The following is a 15,506-nucleotide window of genomic DNA, read 5'->3' on the forward strand; positions in this document are numbered from 1 at the left end:
TCGCTATATCGTTAAAGAGTCATGCTTTGGTCATGGCTCTTTTTGTTTTTGCCCACCACAACTCAATTTGCTTTATTCGCTAAAAACTACCTGTTAGATACATCATTAAGACGAAAAAACCTAAAACAAAAGATGAAAATACTAAGATGTAGATAAAGCCTTTTTTTCCTTGCTTAAGCGGCACGCCGTTTGAGCGAAGGAAGTAAACCCAGCCTAAGCACAGTAGAATTGGCAGTAAAAACAGTAATCGAATCATCTAAGAATAGCCTCTTTTTTAACCTCTTAATAAATGTTAGCTTTAAGTTTTTATTTTTTAAAGGAAAATAATTTATTTCAAATACTGGTACATTTTTTAAAAAATTTGTTAAAGTGTTACTGGATATTACAGGCCTTAACAATTTAAGAAAAAGTAAAAAATTAATTAGGTGTTACTTGTGTTTTAGTCTATACCTAATTGGGTACATAGGGACAAGTTAACAATTTGTCTACCTGTTACTAATTTTGGCACAATTTACCATGGATATCTGGTAAGTTGTAGCAAAATGGGGGTAAACTGTAATCTTGCTTAGAGTGAGTAGTAGTAAGCTTTAAGTTCATGCAGGCTTAATACTTTACCTCGTAAAGTTTTGGGTTCAGGTACAACTGTAGTATTTAGAGTATAACTAAATGAGACGGGCATATTTCATTTAGGTAATTTAGTCTTTCATCTAGTAGGAGATGTATAATTATGATGGGTAAAACGGTTTCTTCTGAAGAAAACGGTAAACTAACCAAGTGGCTAAAATCAAAGCGCCACGAGAAAGGTCACACAATGCGCAGCCTTGCGCAGGTGTTAGGTACGCCTCATTCATTCATTGGTAAGATCGAAAACCAAGAGCGCCGGTTGGATGTTATTGAGTTTTTACGTTACTGCGAAGCGCTAGAAGTTGATCCTTATGAAGGCTTACAGCTAATCAAAGAAGATCAATAAGCGTTTAGTTAGCAAAAAACGTAAAAGGTGCAAGGACCTGCACCTCTAGTTTTTGCTAGCATGATACGCTTTTTCAATAGCATAAAGCTTGTGCCGAATTAAATATAAAAATAATAATGATGGAAGCACCATAAGCGCTGTTAGCGCGAAGAAGAGTGCCCAATTACCTCCAAGCAAATCATCTATCACAAAACCGCTATAGCCCGACAGCACGGTACGGCCTAAACTGCCAAGTGATGCCAGTAAGGCATAGTGGGTCGCACTAAATGCTCTATCACAGAGCATAGAAATAAACGCCACCATGGCTACCAATGACCACGCCTGAGTAAAGCCATCCACTACAATTGCTAGTGCGTAAAGGTGTTCTTTGGGGCCTGCAATTGCAATCCAAGAAAACATTAAATTAGATGCGGCCATAGCGACGCCACTGATAAACAAGCCTTTTACGATACCGTACTTGTGGTTAAAAATACTGCCAAGAAATGCAAATACAATGGTGATCACACCGGTCCCAAGTTTGGAATATTGTCCGATTTGGGTGTTTGAAAACCCCACTTCTTTATAAAATACGATGGACATGCGGGCTAAGAAGGCCTCTCCTATCTTAAATAGGAAAATAAAGGCGAGTAGAGCACATGCCGTTTTAACCCCATTTTTTTCAAAAAATCGTTTAAAGGGTTCAATCAGGGTCACGGCAAGCCAAGCATAGACCTTTTTGGAAGCATTTGATGAAGCGCGGTGGTTAAGTTTTTGTTCGTAACTCTTCTGTAGCTGCTCTTGTACTTGCTCGCGATGAGATTTTGGCTCTTTTGCCAACAAAGTGACCACTAATAAACACACGACGACGACGCTTAGCATCTGATAGATAATGGGCCAACTAAAGCCGGGTAAATCGGCTATAAAGAACGGAATGGCACCAAGTAAGGCATAGCCAGACCACCAACCTGAAGTCGCCATCGCTGCCGCAGCCGTTGCCTTTTCACTTTCGTCTTCTGGTAAAATATCGATACGATAAGCATCTATTGCAATATCTTGGGTAGCTGAAAATAACGCAATAATAAAGCACAATAATGCAGCATACGAAAGGTGGGTTTTAATTGAAATAGTGGCTAATGCGAAGGTGGCAATAATAATAATAAATTGGCAACTTGCTATCCAGCTTCGCCTTTGTCCTAAGCGATTATACAGCAAGGGGATTTTTATGCGGTCAACGAGTGGGGACCACAAAAAATTAATGGTATATGCACCATATACTAGGCCAAATAGGCCAATGGTGCTGCGGCTTAATCCTTCATCTTTAAGCCAAGCTGACATCACCGAGCCAATCAATACCCAAGGAAAACCGCTACTTATTCCAAAAGCAAAGACAGTTAAGAGGCGCTTGTCTTTGTAATAACTAAGATATTGCGAAAAGCTAGATGATATCAACATAAAAGGGTATTACTCTGGCTGTTTTAATACTTCGACTGAAAGAATAATGACGGGCTCTTTAGGTATAAAGGTATAGCCAAGCTTTTCATTGTAGCCGGTTTCCACCTTCATAATTGCGTCCAATGTTTCATAGCCCTCAGAGACGTTCCCGAACACGGCAAAGCCCCAGCCTCTACCTGGGTTCAAGTGATCGTTGTCGTCCATATTAAAGAAAAACTGTCTGGTACCAGAGTGTGGTTTGTTGTCTTGGTATGCCATGGCAATGGTATACATATCATTCTTCAAACCATTACCGCTTTCATTGAAGATAGCTTCGCGCTCAAACATTCCATCGTACTCTTTGTCGTAACCTCCACCTTGAATAACAAAGTCTTTTTCGTTGGCTTCATCACGTTCAACTCGATGGAAAACAGAGCCGTTATAATCTTTGTTGATCACGTAAGTTAAGAAGTTATTTACTGTGATTGGGGCTCTCGATCTGTCTAGTTCGACAATAATCGGCCCTTTACTAGTATTGATTTGAACTCGAGGGAATAGATTATTCTTTTGTACAAATTTACCGCTCATTTCGGCAAAGACATTCATGCTTAATAATAGGGCGGTTAAGCTTAGAATTATTTTTTTCATTAACTTCCTCTCACAAATTGAATAAATTCAGGATCTTGAACGATTCGAGTAACAACCTGTTGAGCTAGGTTGTTGAGCTGTTCTTCGATTTTGGCTTGGTCGTGTTTTAGAGGACCATTTAAATTAGCGTTACCTTTATATTGCTTTTTGAAACTGCGAGCCCCTTGCTTTATCAGTACGGTGACGTCAGCTTCAGCATCGCTTTGGTGGTTCGAGAAAGACTCCTCAATAATGGCTTTAAAGCGATTGATATTCACAGTGATTTGCGTTGCAGCGACCGGTGTTATTTGCGCGCCATGTGCAGTGAGAGCTTGTGTTAATACCTGATTAAAATTAACTGGTAAATTAGCATCAGGTACGTAAAGTGCGGGTTCTTGGTTTTTCACGCGAATAGTGTATTTTGTAGTCCGTAGGTCGTTTACTTGTACCGCCACGTTGGCGGCGAGCGCGTTTGACGAAGGACCTTGATATTCCGGATGAAGAATGACACTGCGTGGTGAGCTTTCACAGCCCACGAGTATCAAGGTTAGCAGAATAATCAGCAATGAAAAACGCATGAAGTTAGCTCCTCTTTATTGCACTTAAAACAGTGAACTTTTTGTTATTGCCTAGTGTCTTGCTGTTACCGAACAAACGCTTGAGTTTATCGTCGTATTCCAAGTGGCGGTTACCGATAATTCTTAACTCACCCCCTTGTCGAAGCGCTGCCTTAGCTTGTAAAAACATCTGCCAAGCGATGTGATCTGTGATTGCATTGGCCTGATGGAATGGCGGGTTACACAGTACCAGATCCGCACCGTAATTTTCAAAACCCGTTAGACAGTCGTTTTGGACAAACTGACAATCAGCAACACGCTCAGGTAAATTATTAACGATATTTTGCTTCGCGCTGTGCACCGCCATCGCCGACTCGTCGATAAAGGTGACGGTAGCATTTGGCATTTTTGCGAGCGTCATCAATCCAATGACACCGTTACCGCAGCCAAGATCAATGACCTTCATTGGTTTCTTACCCATAGGAAGGTAATTAATAAAAAAACGAGCGCCAATATCAAGAGAATCTCGTGAGAAAACATTTGCTTCATTCGACAAGGTAAAATCGGTTTTTTCCAGCGGCCAAGACACAGGGAATTTACTATCAATGGCTTTGGCTGACGTCTTGCTGAATACCAAGCGCGATTTTTTTACCGCTAAGCTAGTCGTTGGCTCCGTCAAAAAGTGGCTAAAGCTTTTTAATGTGGAGGTGTGAATTTCTTTTGCTTTGCCCGCCGCAATTACGGGAATGCCTGAAGTTAGTTTACTTAACTGTGCAAGTTGCGCTTGCAATAGCCCTGAATTTTTAGGAATTTTTATTAATATCAGAGCGATATCTTGTGGTAGCTCATCCATGCTAGTGAGTACATCAACCTGAGCGCCTGCGAGTCCGTTGGCCTCCAAATTATGCTCGTAGGCGAGGGTACTCACATAAGAGTCGGTCACTACCGTGCAGTGCTTGTCGGCAAGTGCACAGCATAACGCGCCAAAACTATCGTTGAGAATGAGAATACGGTTTGCATCGTGGTGATGTTCAAAGACATAATCTAACAGGTATTCGTCGGCTGAATCCCAAGCTTGTAAGCTACGGTTTTTTTGATCGAGTGGAAACCTATGTAGCGTAAAAGGGTTTCCGGCTAGAATTGCATCAGTCGTCATGTGAATGTTCTATAAATAAAAGCAGCGGGTAGTTTAACATGAGAGCAGTAGACAAAGCACGGAACTTGCCGAGCGGTTTTAGCTATCAAGCACAGGCTATTAGCTTCGATAAAAGTCTAGCGCTATATAATGTACTACTGAGTAGCCTTGCGTGGCAGCAAAATACCATCACCTTATTTGGTAAGACCCATCAAACGCCTCGACTAGAACGCTTTATTGCCGACTCTGACGTGCATTACTGTTATTCGGGGAAGCGACTTGAAAATGCGCCTTGGCCTTCGGTATTGCTAGGGATAAGACAAACGCTAGAACGCAGATTTAATATTCCTTTTAATGCGGTATTGGCTAATTTTTATCGTGATGGTCAAGACAGTATGGGCTGGCACAGTGATGATGAACCTGAACTCGGTTTGACGCCTACAATTGCTTCACTGTCGCTTGGCGCGACCCGCAAATTCAAAATACGCCACAAAGTAAGTCACTCTGTAACCGATATTTTATTGGAAACGGGTAGCTTATTGGTAATGCAAGGTGATAGTCAGCGCGACTATCAACATGCTTTGCCAAAGCAGACCAAAGTGTCCCAAGGGCGCATTAATCTCACCTTTCGAAGTGTTGGAAATACGCGCTGAACGGCGTATAGTAGCGTCACGAATTGCTCTAGGAGACAAAGTATAATGTCAATGCAATCACAGATTTATGACAAGATAGCTGAAGCCGTTGCATGCAAGCACTTGAACGTTATCAATGAAAGCCATATGCACAGTCGTGGCGAAGAGTCTCACTTTAAAGTCATTGTAGTAAGCGAACAATTTATTGGCCAGAGACTGCTGCAGCGTCATCGAAAAATCAATGAAGTGCTAAAAGATGAGCTGCAAAATCATATTCACGCTTTGGCCATTCATGCCTATACACCTGAAGAGTTTTCAGAAAAGGAAGGTCAGACGCCTGAGTCACCAAAATGCTTGGGTGGTTCTAAGTTCGATAGCTGATCAGATGTGTGTTTTACATATCTGCCAGTACACTACGCAGTAATTTTAATAAAGTGAGTCCAACCTCACTTTTATTTTGTATCAAATCAATGGATAGGATCTCTTATGGTCATCAAACCAAAAATTCGTGGATTTATTTGTACTAATGCGCATCCTGTAGGCTGTGCAGCACACGTTCAAGAACAGATTGAATACGTAAAACAACAAGGCCAAATCGAGAATGGTCCTAAGAATGTATTAGTAATAGGTGCATCAACAGGTTATGGCTTGGCATCGCGTATTACTGCTGCATTTGGTGCTGGTGCGAAAACGCTAGGTATCTTCTTTGAAAAAGAAGGTTCAGAGAAGAAAACCGCATCAGCAGGTTGGTATAATACGGCTGCGTTCCAGCAAGCTGCAGAAGAAGCGGGTTTGTGGTCTAAAAATATTAATGGCGATGCGTTTTCTGATGAGTTGAAGCAAAAAACCATCGAAACCATTAAAGCTGAATTAGGCAAAATAGATTTAGTGATATATAGCCTTGCGTCTCCTCGTCGTAAAGACCCTAAATCTGATGAAGTTTACTCTTCAACACTTAAGCCAATTGGCTCAGCTATCACAACTAAAAACTTGAATACGTCAAAGCGCGTCATTGATGAAATGACGGTTGAAGCCGCGAACGAAGATGAAATCGCCAATACGGTTAAAGTGATGGGTGGTGAAGATTGGGAACTTTGGATTGATGCGCTTAAGCAAGCGGATGTGCTGGCTGATGGCTTTAAAACAACGGCATACACTTATATCGGTAAAGAGCTGACTTGGCCAATTTACGGTCACGCGACTATTGGTAAAGCAAAAGAGGATTTGGACCGTGCGACGCAGACAATTCGCGAAACCACAGCGGATATTAAAGGCGAAGCGTATGTATCATCTTTGAATGCGGTAGTGACGCAGGCAAGCTCTGCTATTCCAATTATGCCTCTTTATATCTCTGCACTATTTAAAGTGATGAAAGGTGATGGCACATATGAAGGGACTATCGAGCAAATCCATGGGCTGTTTACTGAAAATCTATATGGTCAATCGCCACGTTTTGATGATGGCGGTCACTTGTTCCAAAACTATAAGGAACTAGAAGACGGTGTTCAAGCGCGTGTACAGACCATTTGGGATACTGTTGATACTGATACAATCGATGAGTTAACTGATTATGTTGGCTACCACAATGAATTCTTGAAGCTATTCGGCTTTGGAGTAGACGGCGTAGATTACGAAGCGGATGTGAATGCGGCGGTAGAAATTAATCATCTCGTTTAATTTCACGGTTTTTGAATTTACGGGCAAAGTACTAATTGGTACTTTGCCCGTTTTTGTTTAATAGCGAATTTTTTACTTATTTTGCAGATTAGGGTAAGAAAAATTTTATCTATACCACTTTGGTCTATACTCCTTTCTGTGATGGATTTTTCAACTAATCCAAATCCACGTTAAAGTCGTATTAATTTCATAATTCCACTCGCATACTCAGTACGATTAATGTTAAAATCAGAGAAATATGTGAGGACTTTTATCACGACGCTGCTTTTTTGTGCGCGTTGAGGGGTATTTTAAAGGGGCTGTTTGGGAACCCTATCCGGACTCATAACTTTCTGCTCTTTATACCTAATACTTAGTACAAACGAGGTGGCGCTGTGGTGACTAAAGATATTTTCAGTTTCTTTCCGTTAATGTAATGCAAGTGCGTATGATCAACATAAAAAAAGGTCTGGACTTACCAATAGAGGGCGCACCTCAGCAAGTTATTCATGATGGTTCTGCTGTCAAACGAGTAGCTGTGCTAGGTGAAGAATTCATCGGTATGCGTCCTACCATGCATATTCGTGTGGATGACCAAGTCAAGAAAGGCCAAGTTCTTTTTGAAGATAAAAAGAACCCAGGCGTCAAGTTTACTGCGCCAGCTTCTGGTGTAGTTAAAGAAATTAACCGTGGTGCTAAGCGTGTACTTCAATCCGTTGTGATCGAAGTTCAAGGCGACGAGCAAATCACTTTTGAGAAGTTTTCAGCTGCTGACTTAAGCAACTTAGACTCTGAAAAAGTGAAGGAAGTGCTAATCGAGTCTGGTCAGTGGCCAGCACTTCGTGCACGTCCATTTAGCCGTGTCGCTGTGCCGAGTGCAACACCTAGCTCAATCTTTGTGACAGCAACAGATACTAATCCGTTAGCAGCAGATCCTGCTGTTATCATCGCGGAAAACGTGGAAGCGTTTGAAGCGGGTCTAGCGGTTGTATCTCGTTTGACTGAAGGCAAAGTATTTGTGTGTAAGAAAGCGGGTGCTAACGTACCTAGCTCTTCGATCTCACAAGTAGAAGTTCATGAGTTTGCAGGTGTTCACCCAGCAGGTAACGTGGGTACTCACATTCACTTCCTAGATTCTGTAGGTACAAACAAGCAAGTATGGCACATTGGTTACCAAGATGTCATCGCGTTTGGTAAGTTGTTCCTAACAGGTGAAATCTACTCAGACAGAGTTGTTGCTTTAGCAGGTCCTCGAGTTAAGAATCCTCGCTTAGTGAAAACTCATGTCGGTGCGTCGCTAACAGATTTAGTTGCAGGCGAGCTTGAAGACGGTGATAACCGAGTCATTTCTGGCTCTGTGTTAGCTGGTAAAACAGCAACTGGCCCTCACGCTTACCTTGGTCGTTACCATACTCAAGTATCAGTATTACTTGAAGGTCGCGAGAAAGAGCTATTTGGCTGGATCGCTCCGGGTAGTGACAAATTCTCAGTAACACGTACATTCATTTCACACTTAACACCTAGCCGTTTGTTCAAGATGACAACGTCTACTGGTGGCTCTAAGCGTGCGATGGTACCAATCGGTAACTATGAGCGTGTTATGCCACTCGATATTTTGCCAACGCTATTATTACGTGATCTTATTTCGCGTGATCTAGATTCTGCGATTTCGTTGGGTGCATTAGAGCTAGATGAAGAAGATTTAGCACTATGTACTTACGTATGTCCGGGCAAATATGAGTACGGTTCAATCCTGCGTGATTGCCTGACTACTATCGAGAAGGAAGGTTAAAAATGGCCTTAAAGAAATTTTTAGAAGACATTGAACCTCACTTTGAACCTGGTGGTAAACACGAGAAGTGGTACGCGCTTTATGAAGCCGTAGCAACTATCTTCTACACTCCTGGTTATGTAAACAAAGGTGCAACGCACGTTCGCGATAACATCGACCTAAAACGTATTATGATTTTAGTGTGGATGGCGACGTTCCCTGCAATGTTCTTTGGTATGTTCAACATCGGTCACCAAGCTGCACTTGCACTAGGTAACGGTTTTGAGCTTGCCAATACTTGGCAGGTAGCTATTTTCCAAGCGCTTGGTGGTGAATTAACCGCTGATGCAGGTTGGGGTGCCAAGATGTTCTATGGTGCGTGTTTCTTCTTGCCTATTTACGCTACTGTGTTTGCAGTTGGTGGTTTCTGGGAAGTGTTATTCGCGTCAGTTCGTAAACACGAAGTAAACGAAGGTTTCTTCGTAACCTCGGTATTATTTGCGCTTATCCTGCCTGCGACAATTCCGTTATGGCAAGCTGCTTTAGGTATTACGTTCGGTGTTGTAATCGCGAAGGAAATCTTCGGCGGTACGGGTCGTAACTTCCTAAACCCAGCACTTGCAGGCCGTGCGTTCTTATTCTTCGCATACCCTGCTGACATCTCTGGTGACACAGTGTGGACAGCTGTTGACTCATTCTCTGGTGCAACTTACTTAGGTCAAGCGACTGCAGGTTCACTAGACTACAACAACATGGACCTTTGGTTTAACGCGTTTTACGGCTTTATCCAAGGCTCTGTAGGTGAAACATCAACACTAGCAATCTTACTTGGTGGTTTGTTCCTTGTTTATGCTCGAATCGCGTCATGGCGTATCGTACTAGGTACATTCATCGGTATGGTTGTAATGTCATTCGTTCTAAACGCAATCGGTTCTGAAACAAATGCTGCGTTTGCTATGCCTTGGCACTGGCACTTAGTACTCGGTGGTTTTGCATTTGGTATGTTCTTTATGGCAACAGACCCTGTATCTGCGTCTTTCACAGACAAAGGTAAGTGGTTATACGGTGCGCTAATCGGTGTAATGGTTGTGCTTATCCGTGTTGTTAACCCGGCATACCCAGAGGGCATGATGTTAGCAATCCTATTCGCTAACCTTTTTGCTCCACTATTCGACCACTTCGTAGTGCAGTCAAATGTGAAGAGGAGATTGGCACGTGTCAACTAATAATGAATCAATGGGCAAAACGCTCGGCGTAGTTGTTGGCTTATGTTTAGTGTGTGCAATCGTAGTATCTTTTGCTTCGGTTCAGCTTCGCCCTATGCAGCAAGCAAACAAAAACGAAGATATTCAACGAAATATTTTAGCCGTTGCTGGCTTCGATAAAGTTAAAAATGTATCTGAAGTTTTTAACCAAAATATCGAATCGCGTGTTGTTAGTCTTAAAACCGGTGAGTTTGTAGAAGACGTTAAAGCGGAAACCTTTGATTTTGAAGCAACTAAGTTTGATGCCAAACGTAGTTACAAGCTTTCAAAAGAAGAAGACAAAGCAGGTATTCAACGTATCACGAATAACTCTCCAGTTTATTTTGCAAAAGATGACCAAGGTCAAGTCTCTACTATCATTCTACCAATCCAAGGTTATGGCCTTTGGGGTGTGATGTATGGCTTCCTTGCGCTAGAAGCTGATGGTGAGACAATTAAGTCAATCAACTTTTATAAGCACAGCGAAACTCCAGGTCTGGGTGGCGAAATTCAAAACCCTAAGTGGACTGCACTTTGGGAAGGTAAAGAGCTTCCTGTCGACGTAGTTAAAGGCAGTGCTGGCGGTAACGAACACAAGATAGACGGTCTATCTGGTGCAACGCTTACCTCTAACGGTGTTGATCACACAGTTGATTTCTGGACAAGCGACAAAGCGTTTGGTCCATTCCTTGCGAAAGTACGTAAAGGAGCATTGAACTAATGGCTAATGCAAAAGAAATGAAGGAAGTCTTGTTTGGTCCTGTTTTTGCGAACAACCCGATTGCACTGCAAGTGTTGGGGATTTGTTCTGCACTAGCGGTAACTTCAAGCCTTAAAAATGCACTTATCATGTCAATCGCGTTGACATTGGTTACTGCGTTTTCAAGTTTATTTATCTCAATGATCCGTAATCACATCCCTTCTAGTGTGCGTATCATTGTACAAATGACGATTATTGCATCTCTAGTAATCGTTGTAGACCAAGTGCTTCAAGCCGTTGTTTACTCAACAGCGAAAGAACTATCAACGTTCATCGGCCTTATCATTACTAACTGTATCGTAATGGGTCGTGCAGAAGCATACGCAATGAAGTCACCACCAACAATGTCGTTCCTTGACGGTATTGGTAACGGCTTAGGTTACTCTGTTGTACTTCTAACAGTTGGCTTTATCCGTGAGCTATTCGGTGCGGGCACATTGTTTGGCGTTGAAATCTTACCACTTATCTCTGAAGGTGGTTGGTATCAGCCTATGGGTCTACTAGTTATGCCATTCAGTTCGTTCTTCATCGTAGGTGCATTTATTTGGGCACTGCGTACTTGGAAGAAAGACCAAGTAGAAGCGAAGGCATAAGGGGAGAGAGATGGAACAATATATTAATTTATTTATCAAAGCAGTTTTCATTGAAAACTTAGCTTTATCTTTCTTCTTAGGTATGTGTACTTTCTTGGCGGTATCTAAGAAAGTAACCACGTCGCTAGGTCTAGGTATTGCGGTAATCGTTGTGCTAGGTATTTCTGTACCAGTAAACAACTTAGTTTACCACGCAGTGCTAGCGCCAGGTGCCCTAGAGTGGTTAGGCTTCCCTGAAGTGGATCTTAGCTTTCTACGCTTCTTGACGTTTATCGGTGTAATCGCAGCGCTTGTTCAAATTCTAGAAATGACATTGGACAAGTTCTTCCCAGCTCTATACAACGCGCTAGGTATCTTCTTACCGCTAATCACAGTTAACTGTGCGATTTTCGGTGCGGTATCATTCATGGTTGAGCGTAACCTAAACTTCGGTGAATCTGTAGTTTATGGTCTAGGTTCAGGTGTGGGCTGGGCACTTGCTATCGTATTGTTAGCAGGTATTCGTGAGAAGATGAAGTATGCAGATGTTCCTGATGGTTTACGTGGCTTAGGCATTACCTTTGTTACTGTAGGTCTAATGGGCTTTGGCTTCATGTCATTCTCTGGTATTTCACTGTAAGGTAGCGAGGAAACTATACGATGGAAACTATTGTATTAGGCGTAAGCATGTTCATCGCTATCGTTGTGATGCTAGTGCTTATCATCATTGCAGCGAAATCTAAGCTTGTAGCAAGCGGTGACGTTACAATTGATATTAACGGCGATCCTGAAAAAGCGATCAAGACTCCTGCTGGCGGTAAGCTATTAGGTGCACTTGCAAACGCGGGTATTTTCGTATCGTCTGCATGTGGTGGCGGTGGTTCATGTGGCCAGTGTCGCGTACATATTAAAGAGGGTGGTGGTGATATTCTACCAACCGAACTTGACCACATCTCTAAAGGTGAAGCACGTGAAGGCTGTCGTCTGGCGTGTCAGGTGAATGTTAAAAACGACATGGAAATCGAAGTTGAAGAATCAATCTTCGGTGTTAAAAAGTGGGAATGTACAGTTATCTCTAACGATAACAAAGCAACTTTCATCAAGGAGCTAAAGCTAGGCATCCCTGAAGGTGAAGTTGTACCTTTCCGTGCAGGTGGTTACATTCAGATTGAAGCACCAGCTCACCATGTTAAATATGCAGACTTTGATATTCCTGAAGAATATCGTGCTGACTGGGAACGTTTTGGTTTCTTTAAGCTAGAGTCTAAAGTTGACGACGAAACGATCCGTGCTTACTCAATGGCTAACTACCCAGAAGAGTTTGGCATCATCATGCTAAACGTACGTATCGCAACTCCGCCGCCAAATAACCTAACATTACCTTGTGGTAAGATGTCATCGTACATCTGGTCACTTAAAGAAGGTGATAAGGTCACTATTTCTGGTCCATTCGGTGAGTTCTTCGCGAAAGACACTGATGCAGAAATGGTATTCGTTGGTGGTGGTGCTGGTATGGCGCCAATGCGTTCGCACATCTTCGATCAGCTTAAACGTCTTAACTCTAAGCGTAAGATGTCTTTCTGGTACGGTGCTCGTTCTAAGCGTGAAATGTTCTATGTGGAAGACTTTGACGGCCTAGCTGAAGAAAATGATAACTTCGAATGGCATGTTGCCCTTTCAGACCCTCAACCTGAGGATAACTGGGAAGGTTACACTGGCTTCATTCATAACGTACTTTTTGAAAACTATCTTAAAGACCATGAAGCGCCAGAAGATTGTGAGTTCTACATGTGTGGTCCTCCAATGATGAACGCAGCAGTTATTAACATGCTTAAAGACTTAGGTGTTGAAGACGAAAACATCCTACTTGATGACTTCGGTGGTTAATTAGGTTTCGGTCTAACAATGAACTTAAGTTAGAATATAAGCCCTCCAGCAAAATGCTTTGCTCGAGGGCTTTTTTATACCCGTTGGTACTAAACTCAGGGAATTCAGATGCAAGCAAGTTACGCTTTTTTATCTAGATTTTTTATCATTTCGTTTTTATTTGTTTTTTTAGCAGGGTGCCAAGACGCAAAACCTGAAACCAAGGAAATCTTGCTGTCTGGTAAAACTATGGGCACGACATACAACATCAAAGTATTCCCCGGTGAAAAGCCGCTCGGACAAGCACAGTTGCATGATGAGGTTGAGCAAGCATTAAAGGCTGTTAATCAATCTATGTCCACCTATATCCCAGACTCTGAGATTAACCAGTTCAATCGTTTAGCAGCGAATACCGTGATGCCTATCAGTGAAGACTTTCGCTTGGTAGTTGCAGAATCTATCCGCCTTGGGAAGTCGACCAAAACGCTTGATGTTACCATGGGACCGCTTATCGATTTGTGGGGGTTTGGTCCTGACAAAAGGCCAACAATGCGTCCGTCACAGTCAGAGTTAGACGATATGCGTACTCGTATCGGTGTCGATAAACTTGTATTAAATGACAGCGGCCTTGCTAAAACAATCGCTGGGCTTGAGTTATCATTCTCAGCAACCGCTAAAGGTTATGGCATTGATAAGGTCGCTGAGGTGATTGAAAACCATGATATTCATGACTATATGGTTGAAATCGGCGGTGAGCTACGCGTTTCTGGCAAGAAGCCGGATGGTGAGTGGCGTATTGCTATCGAGAAACCCGATGCGCCTGTTGGTCAACGCCAAATTCATCGCGTGATAGAGCCAGGCAAAAACGGTATTGCAACTTCAGGTGACTATCGTATTTTTTATGAAATGGATGGTGAAACCTTTACACACCTTATTGACCCAACAACGGGTCGCCCAGTTAAACATGAGCTGGTATCGGTAACGGTACTACATCCATCTGCGATGACGGCTGATGGCCTAGCAACAGCATTGACTGTGATGGGCACGGAGCGTGCAAAGGCTTATGCCACTGAGCATCAACTCCCCGTGTATTTGATGTATAAAAGTCCTGAAGGGATCAAGAGTTACGCGAGTGAAGCTTTTCAGCCGTACTTGAATTAAGCTGCACAACACCCCATAATTTAATTGTGAGTGACGTCATGAAAGCGTATAATTTGCGCGTCGTCACTCAATTCAATGTAGCAATAAAAGGGGCTAGATAATGTCTTTATTCCTCCTTACTTTCGGTTTACTTATGCTTATCGCTGTTGCGATGGCTGTAGGCGTTATCGTACAAAAGAAATCCATGGCCAGTAGCTGTGGTGGTTTGGGCTCAATGGGCATTGACAAAATTTGTGATTGCGACGATCCATGCGACAAACGCAAAAAGCGGTTAGCAAAAGAAGAGATGTGGAAAGAAAACCAGATCCTGTAATCGTAGAATGATATTAATTGAAAACGCAAGCTTAGCTTGCGTTTTTGCTTTTTGGGTAACAAACCTCAGGTTAAGTAAAAATGCAGCGGCAGCTATATTTTGTTCGTCATGGTGAAACGACTCTATCAGGCCATTTACTTGGAGTGACAGATCCCGAACTCAGTAACATAGGTGCTCAGCAATTGCTGCAATCGTTAACGAGCCTAAGTGGCCTGCAGCGAATTATTAGTTCTCCAAGGAAGCGCTGCCTGAATACTGCTAACGCTTTTGCAAAGCAGTATCAACTCCCTGTTGAGGTGGAGCCAAATCTCGCCGAATTTGATTTTGGTTTATGGGATGGACAACCTTATGATACGCTTTGGCGAGAAACCCAATCTCCAAGTATTGGCGATTTTTGGCAAAATCCTTGGCTGCACACGCCTCCTGAGGGCGAGTCTATGTATGATTTTCATCATCGGGTCACCACGTGGTGGCACAGCATTTTGGCGTCGCCAAGTGAAGAGTGTATCGCTGTTGTTGCGCATGCAGGAGTAATAAAAGCGCTTGTAGCACTTATTCTTGACCTATCGCCCGAACTTACCGCATACCAATCGAAGATAGATATTCCCTATGCGGGTATAGTAAAAGTTGAGGTGTTTTACGACAGCAGCCAAACCGCTTGGCCAAAAGTTGTATTTTAGACGTCTAGACTTCATAATATTGCAAATTTCGTGATAGGCAGATATTGGGAATGAGGTGTGAGTCCTCAACTGTCCCCGCAACTGTAAGTGCTTGAGCCTTGTCTCTTGCATAAGTCAGATACCAAGGCCTATCCATATACTTAAGCGGGCAG

17 protein-coding genes and 1 riboswitch are annotated in these 15,506 nt (G+C 42.7%); of the genes, 13 read left to right on the forward strand and 4 right to left on the reverse strand.

Annotation, left to right across the window (positions count from 1 at the left end; all coding sequences use genetic code 11):
* Positions 1 to 727 precede the first annotated feature (727 nt).
* Positions 728 to 970: a helix-turn-helix domain-containing protein gene (locus CWC29_RS02880; protein WP_017216404.1), complete on the forward strand. Its 243-nt coding sequence runs from the start codon at positions 728 to 730 to the stop codon at positions 968 to 970.
* A 45-nt stretch (positions 971 to 1,015) separates the two neighbouring features.
* Here the strand turns inward: CWC29_RS02880 and CWC29_RS02885 are convergent, their stop codons facing one another.
* From CWC29_RS02885 to CWC29_RS02900, 4 genes are read right to left on the reverse strand one after another with little or no spacing between them, the layout of a single operon-like run.
* Positions 1,016 to 2,401, reverse strand: coding sequence for an AmpG family muropeptide MFS transporter (locus CWC29_RS02885; protein WP_138521626.1), 1,386 nt, complete (start codon positions 2,399 to 2,401; stop codon positions 1,016 to 1,018).
* A 9-nt stretch (positions 2,402 to 2,410) separates the two neighbouring features.
* Complete coding sequence (locus CWC29_RS02890; RefSeq protein ID WP_128728489.1) at positions 2,411 to 3,028, reverse strand: peptidylprolyl isomerase; 618 nt, start codon at positions 3,026 to 3,028, stop codon at positions 2,411 to 2,413.
* On the reverse strand, positions 3,028 to 3,585 hold the full coding sequence (locus CWC29_RS02895; protein WP_128728488.1) for a YajG family lipoprotein: 558 nt from the start codon (positions 3,583 to 3,585) through the stop codon (positions 3,028 to 3,030). The genes CWC29_RS02890 and CWC29_RS02895 overlap by 1 nt, the downstream gene beginning before the upstream one ends.
* A 4-nt stretch (positions 3,586 to 3,589) precedes the next feature.
* Positions 3,590 to 4,720, reverse strand: coding sequence for a methyltransferase (locus tag CWC29_RS02900; protein WP_138521624.1), 1,131 nt, complete (start codon positions 4,718 to 4,720; stop codon positions 3,590 to 3,592).
* Positions 4,721 to 4,758: 38 nt separating this feature from the next.
* Here CWC29_RS02900 and CWC29_RS02905 point away from each other — a divergent pair, with 38 nt between their 5' ends.
* The 12 genes from CWC29_RS02905 (at position 4,759) to CWC29_RS02960 (ending at position 15,354) form a co-directional block, all read left to right on the forward strand.
* Complete coding sequence (locus tag CWC29_RS02905; protein WP_138521622.1) at positions 4,759 to 5,352, forward strand: alpha-ketoglutarate-dependent dioxygenase AlkB family protein; 594 nt, start codon at positions 4,759 to 4,761, stop codon at positions 5,350 to 5,352.
* Between the two features lie 45 nt (positions 5,353 to 5,397).
* Positions 5,398 to 5,712, forward strand: a complete 315-nt coding sequence (locus tag CWC29_RS02910) for a BolA family protein (protein WP_128728485.1) — start codon at positions 5,398 to 5,400, stop codon at positions 5,710 to 5,712.
* A 105-nt stretch (positions 5,713 to 5,817) separates the two neighbouring features.
* Positions 5,818 to 7,008, forward strand: a complete 1,191-nt coding sequence (gene fabV, locus CWC29_RS02915; RefSeq protein ID WP_128728484.1) for an enoyl-ACP reductase FabV — start codon at positions 5,818 to 5,820, stop codon at positions 7,006 to 7,008.
* Between the two features lie 427 nt (positions 7,009 to 7,435).
* Positions 7,436 to 8,779, forward strand: coding sequence for a Na(+)-translocating NADH-quinone reductase subunit A (locus CWC29_RS02920; RefSeq protein ID WP_039493970.1), 1,344 nt, complete (start codon positions 7,436 to 7,438; stop codon positions 8,777 to 8,779).
* A gap of 2 nt (positions 8,780 to 8,781) precedes the next feature.
* The gene (locus CWC29_RS02925) at positions 8,782 to 9,984 is read left to right on the forward strand and encodes an NADH:ubiquinone reductase (Na(+)-transporting) subunit B (protein ID WP_128728482.1); all 1,203 of its coding nucleotides are present in this window, start codon (positions 8,782 to 8,784) and stop codon (positions 9,982 to 9,984) included.
* A complete protein-coding gene (locus tag CWC29_RS02930) occupies positions 9,974 to 10,723 on the forward strand; it encodes a Na(+)-translocating NADH-quinone reductase subunit C (RefSeq protein WP_128728481.1) in 750 nt (249 codons plus the stop codon). The genes CWC29_RS02925 and CWC29_RS02930 overlap by 11 nt, the downstream gene beginning before the upstream one ends.
* Positions 10,723 to 11,355 carry an NADH:ubiquinone reductase (Na(+)-transporting) subunit D gene (locus CWC29_RS02935; RefSeq protein WP_128728480.1) on the forward strand — a complete coding sequence of 211 codons (633 nt, stop codon included), beginning with the start codon at positions 10,723 to 10,725 and terminating at the stop codon, positions 11,353 to 11,355. The genes CWC29_RS02930 and CWC29_RS02935 overlap by 1 nt, the downstream gene beginning before the upstream one ends.
* A gap of 10 nt (positions 11,356 to 11,365) precedes the next feature.
* Positions 11,366 to 11,974 carry an NADH:ubiquinone reductase (Na(+)-transporting) subunit E gene (nqrE, locus tag CWC29_RS02940; protein WP_088529916.1) on the forward strand — a complete coding sequence of 203 codons (609 nt, stop codon included), beginning with the start codon at positions 11,366 to 11,368 and terminating at the stop codon, positions 11,972 to 11,974.
* A gap of 20 nt (positions 11,975 to 11,994) precedes the next feature.
* Entirely contained in the window at positions 11,995 to 13,221 is a 1,227-nt protein-coding gene (gene nqrF, locus CWC29_RS02945) for an NADH:ubiquinone reductase (Na(+)-transporting) subunit F (protein WP_128728479.1), read from the forward strand.
* Between the two features lie 108 nt (positions 13,222 to 13,329).
* Positions 13,330 to 14,361, forward strand: a complete 1,032-nt coding sequence (locus tag CWC29_RS02950; RefSeq protein WP_138521620.1) for an FAD:protein FMN transferase — start codon at positions 13,330 to 13,332, stop codon at positions 14,359 to 14,361.
* Between the two features lie 100 nt (positions 14,362 to 14,461).
* Complete coding sequence (nqrM, locus tag CWC29_RS02955; RefSeq protein ID WP_010372193.1) at positions 14,462 to 14,674, forward strand: (Na+)-NQR maturation NqrM; 213 nt, start codon at positions 14,462 to 14,464, stop codon at positions 14,672 to 14,674.
* 80 nt (positions 14,675 to 14,754) lie between these two features.
* Positions 14,755 to 15,354: a histidine phosphatase family protein gene (locus tag CWC29_RS02960; RefSeq protein WP_138521618.1), complete on the forward strand. Its 600-nt coding sequence runs from the start codon at positions 14,755 to 14,757 to the stop codon at positions 15,352 to 15,354.
* 18 nt (positions 15,355 to 15,372) lie between these two features.
* Positions 15,373 to 15,500, forward strand: a riboswitch (cobalamin riboswitch).
* Positions 15,501 to 15,506: the final 6 nt, after the last annotated feature.

This window comes from Pseudoalteromonas galatheae, assembly GCF_005886105.2.
Taxonomy (GTDB): domain Bacteria; phylum Pseudomonadota; class Gammaproteobacteria; order Enterobacterales; family Alteromonadaceae; genus Pseudoalteromonas; species Pseudoalteromonas galatheae.